General features: G+C 37.3%; 11 protein-coding genes and 1 pseudogene. 10 read left to right on the plus strand and 2 right to left on the minus strand.

The window, feature by feature from the left end:
- Positions 1–140 precede the first annotated feature (140 nt).
- Together AB1A03_RS06470 and AB1A03_RS06475 are read right to left on the minus strand one after the other, a co-directional pair.
- Positions 141–1,115 carry a glycoside hydrolase family 9 protein gene (locus tag AB1A03_RS06470; RefSeq protein ID WP_354623835.1) on the minus strand — a complete coding sequence of 325 codons (975 nt, stop codon included), beginning with the start codon at positions 1,113–1,115 and terminating at the stop codon, positions 141–143.
- Entirely contained in the window at positions 1,046–2,518 is a 1,473-nt protein-coding gene (locus tag AB1A03_RS06475) for a glycoside hydrolase family 9 protein (protein ID WP_354623837.1), read from the minus strand. The genes AB1A03_RS06470 and AB1A03_RS06475 overlap by 70 nt, the downstream gene beginning before the upstream one ends.
- Positions 2,519–3,274: 756 nt before the next feature.
- Here AB1A03_RS06475 and AB1A03_RS06480 point away from each other — a divergent pair.
- The 10 genes and pseudogenes from AB1A03_RS06480 to AB1A03_RS06525 all read left to right on the plus strand — a co-directional run bounded on the left by AB1A03_RS06480 (position 3,275) and on the right by AB1A03_RS06525 (position 17,293).
- Positions 3,275–4,317: pseudogene (locus AB1A03_RS06480) on the plus strand (aldose epimerase family protein).
- Between the two features lie 53 nt (positions 4,318–4,370).
- Entirely contained in the window at positions 4,371–5,459 is a 1,089-nt protein-coding gene (locus AB1A03_RS06485; RefSeq protein ID WP_354623838.1) for an ABC transporter ATP-binding protein, read from the plus strand.
- Between the two features lie 146 nt (positions 5,460–5,605).
- Positions 5,606–6,148 carry a type 1 periplasmic-binding domain-containing protein gene (locus AB1A03_RS06490; RefSeq protein ID WP_354623839.1) on the plus strand — a complete coding sequence of 181 codons (543 nt, stop codon included), beginning with the start codon at positions 5,606–5,608 and terminating at the stop codon, positions 6,146–6,148.
- Positions 6,102–6,704: a helix-turn-helix transcriptional regulator gene (locus tag AB1A03_RS06495; RefSeq protein ID WP_354623840.1), complete on the plus strand. Its 603-nt coding sequence runs from the start codon at positions 6,102–6,104 to the stop codon at positions 6,702–6,704. The genes AB1A03_RS06490 and AB1A03_RS06495 overlap by 47 nt, the downstream gene beginning before the upstream one ends.
- A 675-nt stretch (positions 6,705–7,379) precedes the next feature.
- Positions 7,380–8,474 (plus strand): AraC family transcriptional regulator, encoded by a 1,095-nt coding sequence (locus tag AB1A03_RS06500; protein WP_354623841.1) that lies wholly within the window; start codon positions 7,380–7,382, stop codon positions 8,472–8,474.
- Between the two features lie 170 nt (positions 8,475–8,644).
- On the plus strand, positions 8,645–10,939 hold the full coding sequence (locus AB1A03_RS06505; RefSeq protein ID WP_354623842.1) for a glycoside hydrolase family 3 N-terminal domain-containing protein: 2,295 nt from the start codon (positions 8,645–8,647) through the stop codon (positions 10,937–10,939).
- 141 nt (positions 10,940–11,080) lie between these two features.
- Positions 11,081–13,594, plus strand: coding sequence for a 1,3-beta-D-glucan phosphorylase, GH149 family (locus AB1A03_RS06510; protein ID WP_354623843.1), 2,514 nt, complete (start codon positions 11,081–11,083; stop codon positions 13,592–13,594).
- A complete protein-coding gene (locus AB1A03_RS06515; RefSeq protein ID WP_354623844.1) occupies positions 13,570–14,496 on the plus strand; it encodes a GH149 family glycoside hydrolase in 927 nt (308 codons plus the stop codon). Before AB1A03_RS06510 ends, AB1A03_RS06515 begins: the two co-directional genes overlap by 25 nt.
- 482 nt (positions 14,497–14,978) lie before the next feature.
- Positions 14,979–16,025: an ABC transporter ATP-binding protein gene (locus AB1A03_RS06520; RefSeq protein ID WP_354623845.1), complete on the plus strand. Its 1,047-nt coding sequence runs from the start codon at positions 14,979–14,981 to the stop codon at positions 16,023–16,025.
- Positions 16,026–16,036: 11 nt separating this feature from the next.
- Positions 16,037–17,293 carry an ABC transporter substrate-binding protein gene (locus AB1A03_RS06525; protein WP_354623846.1) on the plus strand — a complete coding sequence of 419 codons (1,257 nt, stop codon included), beginning with the start codon at positions 16,037–16,039 and terminating at the stop codon, positions 17,291–17,293.
- The last annotated feature ends 32 nt before the right edge of the window (positions 17,294–17,325 follow it).

A 17,325-nucleotide genomic window follows, 5' to 3' on the forward strand; every position in this document is an offset into this window, starting at 1 on the left:
TTCGCCTAAAATATAACCTGTAAATGTTCTTGAATTGATATCACTACAAACTAGTTGTTTCGTGTTGGCGGGCATATTAGCCATTTTTGTTGAATCGTTGCCGACCACGATAGGTGGTCGGCGGTGAGTTAAAGCGACGTTTATTGATTTAAACGCTTTTCATCTAAAACTGTTGTTATCCAAACAAGCGGAGAGTTCCAGTTGATGGTTATTTCATTTAGTGTCCACGCTCCAATATCATCAACAAAACACGTTTGTCCAATACATTTACCTTTGATAGTCGCAGCTATTGGGTCAGAAAAGTTTATTGAGTTTGGACCGCCAGACATTGCGCCTGGCGCTGGTTTTGGTGAGTTATTATCCGCTTGGAAAGACCAGAAGCGATGATGAGGGTTTTGAAGAGCATTTTCACCGTACCCTGAGATATACGACTTATCTAGCGGGTTATTACCAAGGATATAATTCATACCATCTGCTGCTGCCTGTAGGTATTTTATATCACCAGTAAAATCTGTTGCATAACTTAAGAAAATACCGTTATTGAGGATTTCAGAATTCGATCCCCATGGGTACTCTTCGCTAGTGTAAGGAATATTATAACCTTCTTCATCAACTGATTTTAGGTAAATATCTGCTGTTTTCTGAATGTTTTTACGTGCTTGTAGAATATCATTTTTTGGTAATTCATTTGGTACTAGTGCTAAACTAAGCGTACCAGCAGAAGCAAGATTACCCCAGTATAAACCATTTGATGACTCTTTATCATCACTTGGAGAAACTAAATATAGTGGCGATGCTTTAATTGCTTTTAAGTATTTGGCTTCACCCGTTGTGATAAATAATTCAGCACCTGCCCAGTAGAACTCATCTGATAAGTCAGTATCCCCATATGGGCCAGATCCTGTGAAGTTATCATAAGCTAATACTTCTGGGTGGGCATTTGCAGCATCCCAAGCTCGTTGTGCAGCCGTTAAACATTGACCAGAAAATGCGGGATCAATATCTTTCCAGATACGCGCACATTGTGCCGCTGTAGCAGCTAGATTTAATGTTGCAGATGTCGTTGGATAAAAAATAGCACGATCCATTGTATCTTTATGTGGTGGTAGTGGCATGCCGTTGATTTTTCGTCGGCTACTTTATGAAAAGCCAAGCCTGATGCGTCAATTTCAGTTAATTTTAATTGATTAAGATTCGCTGATTGATCTCCCTCTGGTACTGTTACTTTTTTACCATTTGGAACTTGCATTGCCATCATGAATTCAACATTCCAACGCACCTCATCTAATAGGTCATTAACGTTGTTATTTGTTTCTGGAATAGTCTGGGTACCGTCCGCAAAAGGAACTTTTGCATCTTTTATCCATAAAGAGCGCTCGTAGAGGTTTAGTAAAGTCCATACACTAATACCACTGTTTACAACATATCGACCGTGATCGCCGGCATCATACCAACCACCAGAAACGTTCAATTCGAAGTCACAACCAGGCCATTTATTACCTTTTGCATCTGTTTTATTGAAACAGGTAACTGTCTCATTAGGATGGCCAGCAGGGCGAGCTAAATCAGCGCGTTGAACATATTCAGGCTTAATTTCAATACCGCTTCGGTTTTGATAAAAATAAGCAAGTGCATCATATTTTAATTCAGTGTAGATATCATCAGCAATGCGGAAAGGGTGGCTAGCTTCCCCATTGACGACAAGTACTATCTCTTTGCTTGGTGTTGTTAATTTGCTGAAATCAGCTTTATGAACAGACTCGCCAGAGCTTTTATTTAAACCGAATACCGTTGTCATACCCGTTAAAATAATTTTTCCGTTAGCATCTTTTATTTGCCATGCAAGAGGTTCTTTTGAATCACTTTTAATTGTTGCTATTTTTTCAGCTTTAGGAAAATAGCCAATTTGGTTTACATGAACTGTTGGTATAATGACTTCTTTTTTGAAGCTTTTTCCTTTTAACGAGACGTCACTAAAACAAATATCAGCTTTTTTTTGTGCACCTAGCTGAAATTGGAATCCGGTTTTAGCATCACTTGGCTCTTTTTGGGTGAAATTAAAGGAATATGTTTTTGCCGTTGGACCAACAGAAATATCTTCATTAAAGTAACCAGTGTAGGGAGCGCCATCATGTTGAATTAATGCTTTAAATTTAGTTTCAACAGAAGAACGTGCGGTGAAGTTGACTTGATATGATTGTCCATTTTCTAGACCGAGACCACCTTGACCTAAAATCACATCCCAATTATTAGAACCTGGCTGTGTAATATTAACACAAGCTTCGCCATTTTTTACTGCTAGTTGACCACCTGAAACCCACCAACTTTCTTCTCCCTTTTTAAATTGAGGGTTTTGTAATAACTCCCCACTCTCACTTTGTTTTGATTGGGAATTATTTGATAATTCTTCTTTTTTTGCTGTAGAACTGTTTCCAGTCGTAACACAGCCAACCACTAAACCCGCTGTTAGAATAGTTGCTATCCCTTGACCTACTATACTTTTTCGATAAATAGTCATGAAAAACTCCGTTATATGATGCGATAAATTTTATCCGAAATAAAAAGCTAAATGGTTAGTTGTTTTATTAACTTCAAATAGTGAGGATATATTTATCCTTTTAGTTATTTTCTTCAATTGTGATATTTGATAACGGAACTCGTCTATTTGGTAATTGTGATTTGCATCTTCGACCAGAAATATGCGAGCGATGAATCTAGTCTATTAGTCTGTCTGAGTGGAAAAGTATAACAATAGCGTGTTTTTATGAAGCTTAAAATATATGTAGTTAAACGATGAAACGTCCAAAGCTAAGAATGTCTCTTAACTGAGCATTTCAGACGCTCTTACTTGCTACAAGGGCAAGAACCCATGTTCGAGAAGTGGATATTAATCCGATTTGCGATTTTACAATTCCCCAAAATGGCCTAAAAACGGTCATTATTCAACCCATAACATAGCCTCACAATGTGGTTATACAAAGCAAAATTATCTTTATCAACGCTATCGAAAGCAATTCAATTATGCGTCGTTCGAGTATTGAAAGAGAGCTCCGTCGTATATTATTTTGTTGAAAGAGGGCAAAAAGAGGGAGATTTTGTAATTATTTTATTGTGATATTTGGTTCATTGATTCACTAATTTTGTAATTGTGCGCCGGATTTAGATTAATTTTTTCGAATCACTCATATTACTACCACTTAAGTTTAAATTTATTAAAAAGGTCCAACAAAATATCATTGTTGTTGCCCTTTGAAATAGGGAGTTAGGAAACGTTATGTTACTCAAAGAGAGGCGGCAAATTAAAAGTAAGCCTTGGGGTGAATACCAATTATATACACTGTCTAATGATAATGGTATCCAAGTTGACATATCAAATTTAGGGGCAACTATCGTTAATTTATATGTTAAAGATAAAGTAGGAGACATAAAAAATATTGTACTGGGATATGACTCTCCTCAAGAATATTTAGATGGTGATGTTTTTCTTGGCTCTGTTGTTGGTCCTTGGGCTAATCGTATTGCACAGGGAAAATTTGAACTCAATGGTGAGCAAATTGTTGTTGATCAAAACGAGGGCCGCAATCATTTGCATGGAGGCTCATGTGCTATCCATAAAAAGAAATGGGTACTGGAAGCGGTATCAGCAACTTCTGTTACCCTAAGAACAAACATTGCTTATCTTGAAGGTGGTTTTCCTGCGACATGGAGATTTACGTCTCATATACGTTGAACAATGATAATGAATTAATGGTTGATTACTTAGCAAATGTTGATCGTGATACCCCTGTTAATTTAACACAACATACCTATTTTAATCTTAATGGTGGAGGTGATGTACTTGATCATTCGCTTACTATTAATGCTGAAAAATACTTCGTAACGGATGATTTTTCTATCCCGGTTGATAAGTGTGCCGTAGAAAATACCGTGATGGATTTCCGTAAACCTAAAAAATTACGTAAAGATGTTCTTGCTCAACCTCGTGAATTAGCGAGAACCAAGGGCTTTGACCATTGTTGGTGTCTTGAGGGAGAAGGCATTCAATTTGCTGCCACTGCGTATAGTGCGAAAAGTGGGCTATTTTTGAGAGTTTATGCGGATCAAAGTGGTCTTCAGTTTTATTCAGGAAACTTTTTAAAGAATGTTACTGGTCGAAATGGCCAAACATACCAGCAATATGCTGGTTTGTGTTTAGAAACTCAGCATTATCCAGATCAAATCAATATGGATACGTATAAAAAGCAATGCATTTATACACCTCAAAGACCTTATAAGCACAAGGTTATATTCCAATTGATATCCAATGAAAATTCATAAAATTTAAACTAAATAATGTTAATTCGATAGACTAAATTAAGGTAGAAATGAGAATGGCTTCAATAGAATTCAAAAATATAGATAAAATTTATCCTGGCAATGTACACGTTGTTAAAAATTTCAATTTAAAAATAAAAGAAGGGGAGTTTATTGTGTTCCTTGGTCCTTCGGGCTGTGGAAAATCAACAACATTACGGATGTTAGCTGGATTGGAAGATATTTCTGGTGGCGATATTATTATTGGTGATGATGTTATTAATGATATGGAGCCTAAAGACAGAAATATTGCAATGGTATTCCAGAGCTATGCTTTATACCCTCATATGACTGTTTACGATAATATCGCATTTTCTTTGAAGCTTTCTGGTTTAAAGAAAGCTGAAATAGAAAAAAAGGTTAGACCTATCACGGATATGCTGCAATTAACTCCATTATTAAACCGTAAACCCAAAGCATTGTCTGGAGGGCAGAGACAACGTGTTGCGATGGGCAGAGCCATGGTACGTACACCAGAGGTGTTTTTATTCGATGAGCCTCTTTCTAATTTAGATGCAAAGCTGCGCAATGCGATGCGCAGTGAAATTAAAGAGCTCCATAGAAAAATAAAGAAAACAACAATTTATGTTACACATGACCAGGTCGAGGCTATGACATTAGCTGATCGAATTGTGGTTTTACATGGTGGGCATATCGCACAAGTTGGTACGCCTGAAGAGATTTATAATAGACCCGCGAATAAATTTGTGGCTGGTTTCATTGGTAGTCCATCAATGAATTTACTCGAAGGTAAAATACAACAAGCGGAAAGTTTATATATTGAAGTTGCGGGTGAAACGCTTCCTTTGCCAACAAACAGTATGCAAGTTCAGAAAAATCAAAATGTATTAATTGGCATACGCCCAAGTGACATACATTTATCTGCAGAGTTACTTGAAGATTCGGTCGCTATTAAAGTGAAAGTGGAAACATTCGAATTATTGGGTGCTAACATACATTTAGAAACACAGTTTGGTAAGTGTATATTGACCGTTGAAACGCTATCCAGTGATTTAATCGAAGAGGGGCAGATAATTGATCTGTATATTGATAAGACAAAAATGCATCTTTTTGATTCACAAACTGAAGAGGTGATCGCGAGATAATTTTGAATGTTTAATATCCAAATTTCTCTAGTTATGAAGTCGTTTGGGTATAAAGAGCGTGTTTTCTTGCTTTCGGTAATTGGCATGCTCTGCTTTATTTTGATCGTGATTAAGTTAATAAATAGATATATTAAATGGATATTAATATGAATAAATTATTATTGTTGATTGATACTAGGTTCTATTATGATCGAGAAATATTAAAAGGTATTAAAGCCAAAATTGACGAATATCAATTAAAATTGACGATTGCTATTGAATCTATCGAACATGCCGATGAGATTTTGTCCGAGCAATGGGATTACGTTATTGCTGATTTTGATAAAGGAGATTGCCACCGAATTATTCCGCGTTTAAATTCTAATGTCCTTATATATTCTAGTTATGCCATTGAACACCCTCCAGAGTCTGTATCGACCTTGGTTAACGATAATGAACAGTTTGCTTGCTTAGCATTAGGACAATTCCTGCAAAATGATATTCATAATGTTGCATTTTACATGGAACCCAGAGAATGCAATGCAGGTTGGGCGAATGAACGAAAACAAACGTTCGATAATCACGCGAATCGGCTCGAATTTAAATATTTTGAAAATGTCAAAGAAGCGATTGCTTCAAGGCAATTTCCTTTAGGGGTTTACTGTGCTTCCGATCGTTCGGCAAAGAAAGTTGGTCAACTTTTGCACTGAAAGAAATATTGCAGTGCCAACGCAGGTTTCTATTATAGGGACAGACTGTGACGATGCTGAACGTTCTATCTCTCCTTTGCCGTTAAGTTCCGTTAACCATGACCCTTATATGTTAGGACAGCGCTGCATGGATGTGCTACTTAAAGCAAAACGATTCAAAAGAGTATTGCATGAGAAGTTTCAGCCTGCTAGTTTAATGAATAAAAAATCAACACAAGAAGAGATAAATCAGGATCACATTGTAAACAAAGCACTTTATTATTTACATAATAATTTTCATTTCAATATAAAAGTTCAACAAGTTCTTGATTATTGTAGAGTATCTCGTAAGACGTTAGATAATCGCTTTATTAAATGTAAAGGGGTAAGCGTACACCAATATTTAGCGACTTTGCGTATTCTTAAGTCTAAAAAACTACTCAGGAATAGTAAAGACTCGATAGAGAGTATCGCCTTACAATGTGGTTACCCTAATCAAAGTTATCTGTATCAAATCTATAGAAAACAATTTGATTACACTCCTTGTGAGTATCGTCAAGGACTTAATGCAATGTAAATTAACGGCCTGGGCATTCAGTTAGTTGAAGGTTTTATTAAAGTCGGGATCAGATTTTACATGATTCAAAGTTTGGGCACTGCAATAAATTAAAAACAGTGTAACTGCTTATTTATACCAACAGATATGTTAATCGAACGATTTGGCAAGGTAAGCAGTTATGGCCATCGCTAATAATTGCTATTAATAATCCTTTAGTTCGAATTAAACGCATCAGGTTATCAATTCACTCCTTAATATCGGTTAATAAAAAACTCAAGCTATTCCCACCAAATGATTTACGTGAAAAATTATATTGCTGTGATGGATGCATCAAAGTAATGGATAATACCAATTAGAAATTTGAATATATCCTTAAACCCCCTTATTCTTGGGTGGCTAACTGTACGGTTACAAACAGCCTTGATGAATCGACCAATATTGATAAAAAGCTCAAGGAATGAATATCAACAAATCAGCTGGAATGTCTTGTTATTTAACAGATTTCTAAAGCTGTTTACTGGTGTTATGGTAACAAAAATGGTTAGAAGATAAGGAGATCAATAGCCTTCTAGTTTGTCGATTTTAGCCTGACAGCACATCTCATAACCATTATTATTCACGTTAATTTATTCATTAAAAATTATTATTGCCTCTATGTAGGCCTCCATTTTACTGACACTGTATGGTATACCTATGACTAAATTATTACTGTTGATCGATACAATGTTTCATTTTGATAGGGAAGTGTTGAAAGGTATAAAATCAAAAGTCGATGAGTATCAATTGAAGTTTACTATCACTATTGACTCGATTGAGCATGCTGAAGATATACTTTCCCAGCATTGGGATTATGTGATTGCAGATTTTGATAAGGGAGATCGCTATAGAGTTATTCCCCGCTTAAATACGAATATTCTGATCTTCTCTGGTTATAGAATACAAAATCCCCCTGAATCTGTGTCAACGTTAGTGAATGATAATGACCACTTTGCTTGCCTAGCATTAGGGCAATTTATGCAAAATGACATTGAGAATGTTGCATTTTATATGGAGCCTCGGGAGTGTAATACGGGATGGGCGACTGAAAGATTAGAGTGCTTTGAGAAACACGCCAATGAATTAGAGTTTAAGTACTTTAATGATATACATGAGGCTATCGCGTTGAGGAAATTTCCTCTAGGCGTTTATTGTGCGACAAATCGCTCGGCAAGAAAGTTAGTTAATTTTTGTATTGAAAGAAATGTAGAAGTGCCAAAGCAAGTCTCGATTATCGGTACGGATTGTGATGATTCAGAGAATGCTATTTCAGCCATTCCATTAAGCTCTGTTAATCATGATCCCTATGAACTTGGGCAACGCTGTGTAGAGGTTTTAGTTAAAGCCAAACGTCTTAAACGAATAGTGCACGAAAAGTATCAGCCTGTGAGTTTAATACATGGAAAGTCAACGATAACCATGGAAAGTCAAAATGATATTGTCAGTAAAGCCCTGTATTATTTGCACAATAATTTTCATATGAATATAAAAGTTCAACAAGTTGTTGATTTTTGCCGGGTATCTCGCAGGACTTTAGAGAATCGTTTCATTGCTTGTAAAGGGGTAAGCGTACATCAATATTTATCAGATTTAAGACTTTCTAAGTCTAAAAAATTACTCAGAAGCAGTCATGACTCAATCGAGAGCATCGCCTTACAATGTGGCTATCCAAATCTAAGTTATTTTTATAAAGTATATCGAAAGCAATTTAATTATACGCCGTTAGAGTATCGAAAGGGAACAATGGCTTAATCTTCTTCTGTGAAAGAGAACCATATAAAAAATTCGTAGCTGCGTCACATTGTGATATCTGGTTGATTGATTCACTGATTTGGCAACTGTGCGCTAGATCCTGATTAAATTTTTTGAAATCGCTCATATTATTGCCACTTTAAGTTTTAATAAAAAAAGGTGCAGCCTGTATGAGTATTTATAAAAACCCGCATTATTCAATTCAAGAAAGATTGGATGATTTAATGAGCCTGATGACTATGGATGAAAAAATTGCCCAGCTAAGTGCTCAGTGGCTACTTTTAAGTCCAACGGGAGAGCATAAAGATCGTGAATTAGAAATGTCTACGGGAGATTCCCGTAAGCCAATTAAAGAGCGCTTAAAGCATGGCTTAGGTCAAATTACTCGCCCTCTTGGTACATATACGATTAGTGCAGATGATGGTGTAAAAGCACTGAATTTGCTTCAGAAATTTCTCGTGGAAGAGACACGTTTAGGCATTCCTGCGATGTCTCATGAAGAGTGTTTAGTGGGGCTTATGGCAAAAGGCGCTACGTTATTTCCTTCGTCACTTAATTATGGTCATACTTGGAATCCTGATCTGATTGAAGAGATGGGCCAAGCAATTGGTAAGGAAGTTCGCCAAGTAGGGGCACATCATGGTTTAGCTCCAGTTCTTGATGTATCACGTGATGTTCGCTGGGGAAGAACAGAAGAGACACTAGGGGAAGATCCCTACCATGTCGGTGTGATTGCTACAAGTTATGTTAAAGGTCTTCAAGGTGATAAACGTGACGTATTAGCGACATTAAAACACTATGTAGGGCATTCATTTAGTGAAGGTGCGCGCAACCACGCTCCGGTACATCTGGGTTTTAAAGAACTCAATGACACATTCTTACTCCCCTTTGAAATGGCCGTTAAATTAGGTAATGCTGGTTCTGTTATGCCTGCTTATCACGATATCGATAATGAACCTTGTCACTCTTCTAAATACTTATTAACAACTGTTTTGCGTGATCAATGGGGATTTGATGGTTTGATTGTAGCCGATTACGGTGGTATTGAATTATTGGTTTCTCATCATGGAATTGCAGCAGATAGAGCTGAAGCCGCTGCACTAGCTTTTAATGCAGGTTTAGATATCGAACTACCGGATGATGCTTGTGCTACTCATATTCAAGACGCGATGGAAAGAGGGCTTATCTCTGAAGCCAAAATTGATGAGATAGTTGCACGTGTTTTAAAAGTTAAATTTGAACTTGGTTTATTTGAAAATCCTTATTGTTCGGAAGATCATATTGAAATTCAGTCACAGCAAGCCATCGATGTTGCCTATAAAGTCGCGTCTCAGTCGATAGTCTTATTAGAAAATGATGGCACTCTGCCACTTAACTCGCAGAAAAAAATAGCCGTTGTTGGGCCAACCGCAGATGATCAGCTGGCTTTACTCGGTGGCTATAGTTTTCCTGTTCATCTTATACTGAGTAGTCTTGGCGATGACGAAAAAGTATCAAAAACGATATTAGAAGCCGTTAAAGATCAATTTGAAAACGTTGAATATATTAAAGGCTGTGAAATATTGACGGAACGTCATGCGAATGCACCGGTTTTTCCTGGTGATGTCGATCTGGCTATGGGGCAAAAAATGGAATCCCCTGTATCGCAAGATATTAGTCAAATATCTGCAGCCGCGGCAGTGATTGCAGATGCTGATATCGCATTAGTTTGCGTAGGAGACTTAGCTGGTTTATTCCAAACGGGTACCATCGGGGAAGGCTCTGATACTGATAGTCTCGATTTACCTGGCGTACAACAAGCGCTAATTGACGCCGCGCTTGAAACAGGTAAACCTGTTGTTATTCTTGTTACAGGCGGCCGTCCATATAACCTCAATGGTGCAGAAGAAAAAGCAGCTGCTGTTATTTTTGGTTGGGCTCCTGGCCAAGAAGGTGCCGATGCAATTGTCGATATAATAACGGGTAAACAGTTGCCATCAGGCCGTTTGACGTTAACTATACCTAAAAATGTTGGGGCGGTACCTTATTACTACAATCATAAATTGAAGAGCAGCGGTACACCGATAGCCTACCACTTTGGTTCAAAATATAATTTTGGATATGGTTTAACCTATACGAATTTCGATTATAAAAATATGTCGATTGAAAACTCAATTGTCGATATTAATGGCGTTATAAAAGTATCGGTTGAAATTGAAAATACGGGGGCTATGGATGGTTGTGAAGTTGTGCAGCTATACGTAAAAGATAAGTTATGTTCTTTAGTCAGACCTATTCGTGAATTAAAAGGTTTTACAAGAGTAGATATTAACGTTGGCGAAACAAAGCAAGTCACCTTTGAATTACCCGTTGATATGCTTAACTTTACGGACAATCAGCATCAACGTGTTGTCGAGCCGGGTGAATTTGAAATTATGATTGGTCGTTGGCAACCGATATTGTATTTACAGAAACCGTCAATGTAACGGGTGAGCTAAAACTATTACCCAAATATTGGAATATGCTATGTAACACGGTTGTCCAATAACACTCGCAATAATTTCCTTCATAAAATTCCAAATAACAAACTGTTATTTGGAATCACCTACTTAAATTCGAGTTTTACCATGAAAAATAACAATAGAGCCAACTTATTGGCAGAGATATCCGGAAAATTTGTTACTGTCGATGGTGATAAATACTATCAAATTAGCAACGCTGACCAGATGAAACCCTTTTTTATTAGTGTGGTATCGGCAAGTGATCACTGGTTATTTATTTCATCGACGGGGAGCTTATCTGCGGGAAGAATTCGCCCTGAAAATGCATTGTTCCCATATAAATCTGTAGATTGCATTCACGAAAGTGCGGAAAATACAGGTAGCAAAACCATTGTGCAAGTGCATACCGAAAATGGTGATAAACGATGGGAACCCTTTAATCTTCAGCATAATAGCCTTTATCAAGTGCAGCGCAATATTTATAAAAATGTGACTGGCGATAAAATTATTTTTGAAGAAATCAACCTAGATTTGGGATTGACTTTTAAATATCAATGGGCAACGAGTGAGCAATTCGGTTTTGTCCGTACCTCTACTGTAGAAAATAATGCTCAACAGGCTGTTGAATTTGAAATCGTTGATGGTATTCAAAATATTTTACCGCCTAATGCACCGCTTGCTGTTATGCAGAATGCAAGTGCGCTACTGGACGCTTACAAATGGAATGAGCTATTACCTAACAGCTCACTGGCAAGCTATAGCTTATACGCAAAATTAAGTGATCGTGCTGAACCTGCCGAATCGTTACTGGCAACAACGGTCTTCAGTATTGTTGATGATTGCCAGTCTATTTTGCTCTCAAGTGAGCAGTTAAGTGCCTTCCGTCAAGGTAACAAAATGTACAATGAAACCTTGCGTCGAGGTTTACGTGGTGCCTATTTTATTAATAAAAATTGTAAGCTTGCTGCTAATCAAAAAGAGAGTTGGCTGATTGTTGCTGATATCGATAAAACCCATAGAGAGATTGTTGAGTTACAACAGAATTTATGCAAAGAGAAAATACAAAAATCGGTCGAAATTAATCATCAAGAATTGCTGATGTTGATGGCTGGCAGTGATGCTTTCCAAAAAACAGCACAAGAAGAAACGACGGTACACCATTATGCCAATGTGCTGTTTAACAATATGCGTGGTGGTGTTGTTGTTGATCAATATTGGGTGGATAAAAATGACTTTGTAAAAACGTTGACGAATGCGAATAGAGTAGTCGCAAAACAACATGCCACCTTTCTTGCGAATTTATCAGATCGCATAGATTATCAGGAGTTGATTGCTTTAGCTGCAAAAGAAAACGATGCTCAATTAGTGCGTCTTTGTCATGAGTATTTGCCCCTAACCTTTGGTCGCCGACATGGTGATCCTAGTCGACCATGGAATCATTTTGAGATAAAACTAAAAGATGAAAAGGGCGACCGTCTACTATCTTATCAAGGTAATTGGCGTGATATTTTTCAGAATTGGGAAGCTCTTGGTTTGAGTTATCCAAACTTTGTGAAATCTTTTATTTCTAAGTTTGTGAACGCATCGACTATTGATGGCTATAATCCTTATCGTATAACCAAAGCGGGTATCGATTGGGAACTCTTAGAATCAGATGATCCGTGGAGTAATATAGGTTATTGGGGCGATCATCAAATTATTTACTTATTGAAGTTTTTAGAGTTATCTAAGAAATACCAGCCACAAGAGTTAACTGCATTGTTAAATACTGAAATATTCAGCTATGCAAATGTGCCTTATGAAATTGGGGAGGCTGAGCAACTATTTATTGATGCTAAAAATACTGTAACTTTCAACGATGAAAAACAAGCGCTAATTGAAGATCGGATTGCACAGCTAGGCAGTGATGGGCGATTGTTGCTAGATGCTAATAATAACGTTTATCTAGTTAACCTAACAGAAAAACTATTGGTACCCTTATTAGCTAAATTGAGCAATTTGGTCATTGATGGTGGTATCTGGTTGAATACACAACGTCCTGAGTGGAATGATGCGAACAATGCAATTGTCGGCACAGGCCTGTCTATGGTTACCTTGTATTACATGCGTCGTTATGTCATTTTTTTACAGGCGTTATTAAAAGACTGTAATGATACGGTGGTTCTTTCCGTAGAGGTAGCGCAGTGGCTGACTGTAACAACGCAAATTATGCAAGAAGCGCATGAAATTCTGAATCAAGGGGTTATCAGCTGTGAAGCACGCAACACCGTACTTCGTAAACTGGTTAGTACGGCTGCAGGTTATCGCGCAATTGTTTATAAAAAAGGTTTTTCAGGCAAAGCAACAGTAGATAACTCATCAATGATAGAACTGCTTGAAACAAGCTTAAAAGTTATAGATGAAAGTATTGAAACTAACTTGCGCAAAGATGGTTTGTACAATGCTTATAATATTATTGATTACACTGAAGATTGTGTGGATATTGATTTTCTTTATCCGATGCTTGAAGGTCAAGTCGCGGTATTATCTGCAGGAGTATTATCGCCTAAACAAGCAATTTCTTTGTTGGATAATCTTTATGCTAGCAACATGTTCCAGAGGATCAGAATACATTTATGCTTTATCCTGATCGTGATTTGACTCGTTTTGAAAATAAAAATCGGATACCTGCACAGCGTGTAAATGGCAATGCTTTGCTTAAAAATATGATCGAAATAGGTGATCGCACTATTATTGAGGTAGATGCACAGGGGGATTACCACTTTAATGCCACCTTTGAAAATGGCCGTTTTTTAGCGGCTGCTCTTAAAAAGAGTGGATCTAAAGATAGTAATGCCATCGCAGATGTATTAACAATTTATGAAGACGTATTTAATCATCAGGCGTTTACAGGCCGTTCAGGGGCAATGTTTGGTTATGAAGGCCTTGGCTCTATTTACTGGCATATGGTCTCAAAATTATTACTTGCTGTGCAGGAAAATTATTTCTCCTCTTATGAACAAGATCCGACGTTTCAGGAAACCAAAAAACTCGCAGAATACTACTATAGAGTGCGTGCTGGTATTGGATTTAATAAAACGCCAGATGTTTATGGTGCGTTCCCGACTGACCCATATTCTCATACCCCTAAGCAGGCGGGGGCTCAACAACCCGGTATGACGGGGCAGGTAAAAGAGGAAATATTAACCCGTTTTGGAGAGTTAGGCCTATTGGTTAAAAATGGTCAAATTTATTTCCAACCATCATTACTTAAACAATCTGAGTTTTTAGTGGACGAGAGTAAATTTGAATTTATTAATATTAATGGTGAGTATGAAACAATATCATTGGCACCCAAATCATTAGCATTTACTTACTGCCAAATACCTTTTATTTATGAGATTGCTAATGCTGCTCAGATAGTGGTGCAAATGACAAATGGTGAAGCGCTTTCGTTAGCGAGTTTAGAGCTAGATACAGAAATGAGTCGTTTGATATTTTCTCGTCGGGGTGATATCAAACAAATACGCATTGCGCTTCAATCAAGCATGTTATTACCATGAAATAGGGCTAATCCATTGACCTATTGAAGGTCTTTGGATTCCTCGCATATTTATTGACAGTTGGCTTTCAGAGATAAATAGTTCTAATTACTAATTGTACTAATTGCAAAATAACTAACTTGAAGTGAAACGCCGTTTCATTTCAAGTTAGCATTCATATTAACAAGCTCAGTAGTCTGGGATATCAGGTCATTATGTTTCCTGTTGGCAGCCCATAACGCATCTCTGTTAGATGTATATACGCCATTATTAGGTAGCCGGCTCTCCAAAACATGCTCTAATATCATCTTGAATGAGCACTTAACAAAACAGAAATAGATCGCTAATCACAGTTGTTACTTCTCATTAAAGGATCTAAATCACAAATTATTATCCGTGGGTAAATACTACAATCAACATGCCAATTATGGTAAAGCTAAACTTCATTTTTAAGCAGACAATAGGTTTATTGCTTAACAACAAAGATTATAAAGGTGATTGGTATGGCATCGGTACAATTCAAAAATTTGGAAAAAAGCTATGGCACTACGCCGGTAGTGAAAAATATTGATTTAGATATTAAGCATGGCGAGTTCATTGTTTTACTTGGGCCATCTGGTTGTGGGAAATCGACCACATTAAGAATGCTTGCAGGCTTAGAAGATATATCTGGAGGTGAAATACTTATAGGAGATCAGGTGGTTAATGATCTTCATCCGATAGAACGAAATATTGCCATGGTATTTCAAAGTTATGCACTTTACCCCCATATGACAGTGGCACAAAATATTAGTTTCAGCCTTGAAAATATGAAAATTGACGCTTCAGAAAGAGAAGCAATGGTAAAAAAAGTAGCTGAGATTCTAGAGCTTACTGAGTTGCTAGATAGAAAACCTAAAGATCTTTCTGGTGGGCAGCGGCAACGTGTTGCAATGGGAAGAGCAATGGTTAGAACGCCAGAGGTGTTCCTATTTGACGAACCATTATCAAACCTTGATGCTAAATTGCGCGGACAAATGCGCAAAGAAATTAAGGCATTACATCACAAAGTTAAAACGACTGTGATTTATGTGACTCATGATCAAGTTGAAGCTATGACATTAGCCGATAGAATCGTGATTCTTAACCAGGGGAAAATTGAACAGGTAGGTACGCCTAAAGAGATTTTTGACTCACCGAAAAATGAATTTGTTGCAAGATTCATTGGTGCACCAGAAATGAATATTTTTCCCCTATTAAACGCGAAGATGCTGAGTGATTTTAACTTTAATTCTTCTTTAGATACTTGTAATTCAATAGGTATAAGACCACAACACCTGCACTTTAATAAAGAAGAGGTTTCTGGTCATGACGTGCTATTTATTGATGTGCATGTCAAAGCGAGTGAATTACTCGGTTCGACTTCACATATAGAATGCGAATATCAAGGCAACAAGCTTATCGTTGACACAGCAAATTTAAATACTTTTGTTAAAGGAAAGGCTCGCCTGTTCTTTAATCAAAGCAAGGTTCATCTTTTTGATGAAAACAACAACATCACTTCAAATTAAGGAAAATAAATATGATTATCTTTAAAAAGAAAGCTATTTTTACTGCTCTATGCGCTAGTTTAGTGACTAGCATGGCGACTGCGGAACAGGTCGAATTGACTATTGCTAGCTTCCCTAATTTTAATAAAGCCGCAGAAGCTGCTGCGCCTTTATTCGAAAAACAGTATCCAAATATTAAGCTGAAGTTTGTTAATATGGCTTACTCTGATCACCATAATGCAATGACAACAGCTATGGCTACAGGAGCTAACTTGCCTGATGTTATGGGCGTTGAAGCCAACTTTATTGGTCGTTTTGCTGAGTCTGGAGGTTTAGAACAACTTAATGCGGCTCCTTATAATGCAGGTGAATTTACGCAAAAGATTGTACCGTTTACATTAGGTCAAGCGACAGACTCCGATGGTGCATTACGTGCTATGCCTGCTGATATCGGTCCCGGTGCACTCTTTTATCGAAAAGATGTGTTAGAAATTGCTGGCGTTACTGAAGAAGAGCTTATAAAGGATTGGGATTCTTTTATCCAAGCTGGGGTTAAAGTTAAAGCGAAAACTGGTAATTATTTAATTGCCAATGCTACTGATATTAAGAATATTTATATTCGCTCAGAGTTAAAAGAAGGAGAGGGTATTTACTTTGATAAAGAGCATAATATTTTAGTAAACACTCCGAGATTTAAAGAAGCATTCAGGTTATCAAAAGTAGCGCGAGATGCAGGTATTGATGGAAAAATTTCACCTTGGACAAACGAATGGACGGAAGGGTTAAAGCGTGGAACGATTTCTGTTCAAATGATGGGCGCATGGTTAGGTGGTCATTTACAAGATTGGATTGCACCTGATGATGCTGGTAAATGGCGTTCAGCAGATCTACCTAATGGATCATTTGCTAGTTGGGGTGGATCATTTTTCGCCATTCCTGCAAAAGCAGAGCATAAAGCAGAAGCTTGGGAATTCATTAAATTTATGTCGACTAATAAAGAAGTTCAATTATTAGCATTTAAAGAGATCAATGCTTTCCCTTCACTAATTGAAGCTCAAACCTGCCCAATGTTTGACGAAGAAATTGCCTACCTTGGTGGTCAAAAAGCGCGTCTTCAATGGAAAAAAGCTGCTTTAAAAATTCCATTTGTTGCAATGGATTGCTATGACGAAGTGGCTCGTCAAATCGTTGATGATGCATTAGAGCAAGTATTAGAGCACGATGCTGATATTGATAAGGTTCTAGCTGATGCTGAGAAGCAAATTAAGCGAAGAGCTCGTCGTCGTTAATTTTTAAAAATAGAGGGTGAGCTATCGTTTGC

The organism is Psychromonas sp. MME2 (genome assembly GCF_040566515.1).
GTDB lineage: Bacteria > Pseudomonadota > Gammaproteobacteria > Enterobacterales > Psychromonadaceae > Psychromonas.

Excerpts from the sequence above, each read along its gene's own strand:
- AB1A03_RS06485 (WP_354623838.1), top strand. The coding sequence starts at position 4,371 with ATGGCTTCAATAGAATTCAAAAATATAGATAAAATTTATCCTGGCAAT.
- AB1A03_RS06490 (WP_354623839.1), top strand. The coding sequence starts at position 5,606 with ATGAATAAATTATTATTGTTGATTGATACTAGGTTCTATTATGATCGA.
- AB1A03_RS06505 (WP_354623842.1), top strand. The coding sequence starts at position 8,645 with ATGAGTATTTATAAAAACCCGCATTATTCAATTCAAGAAAGATTGGAT.
- AB1A03_RS06470 (WP_354623835.1), bottom strand. The coding sequence starts at position 1,115 with ATGCCACTACCACCACATAAAGATACAATGGATCGTGCTATTTTTTAT.
- AB1A03_RS06475 (WP_354623837.1), bottom strand. The coding sequence starts at position 2,518 with ATGACTATTTATCGAAAAAGTATAGTAGGTCAAGGGATAGCAACTATT.
- AB1A03_RS06500 (WP_354623841.1), top strand. The coding sequence starts at position 7,380 with ATGACTAAATTATTACTGTTGATCGATACAATGTTTCATTTTGATAGG.
- AB1A03_RS06520 (WP_354623845.1), top strand. The coding sequence starts at position 14,979 with ATGGCATCGGTACAATTCAAAAATTTGGAAAAAAGCTATGGCACTACG.
- AB1A03_RS06510 (WP_354623843.1), top strand. The coding sequence starts at position 11,081 with ATGAAAAATAACAATAGAGCCAACTTATTGGCAGAGATATCCGGAAAA.
- AB1A03_RS06515 (WP_354623844.1), top strand. The coding sequence starts at position 13,570 with ATGCTTTATCCTGATCGTGATTTGACTCGTTTTGAAAATAAAAATCGG.
- AB1A03_RS06525 (WP_354623846.1), top strand. The coding sequence starts at position 16,037 with ATGATTATCTTTAAAAAGAAAGCTATTTTTACTGCTCTATGCGCTAGT.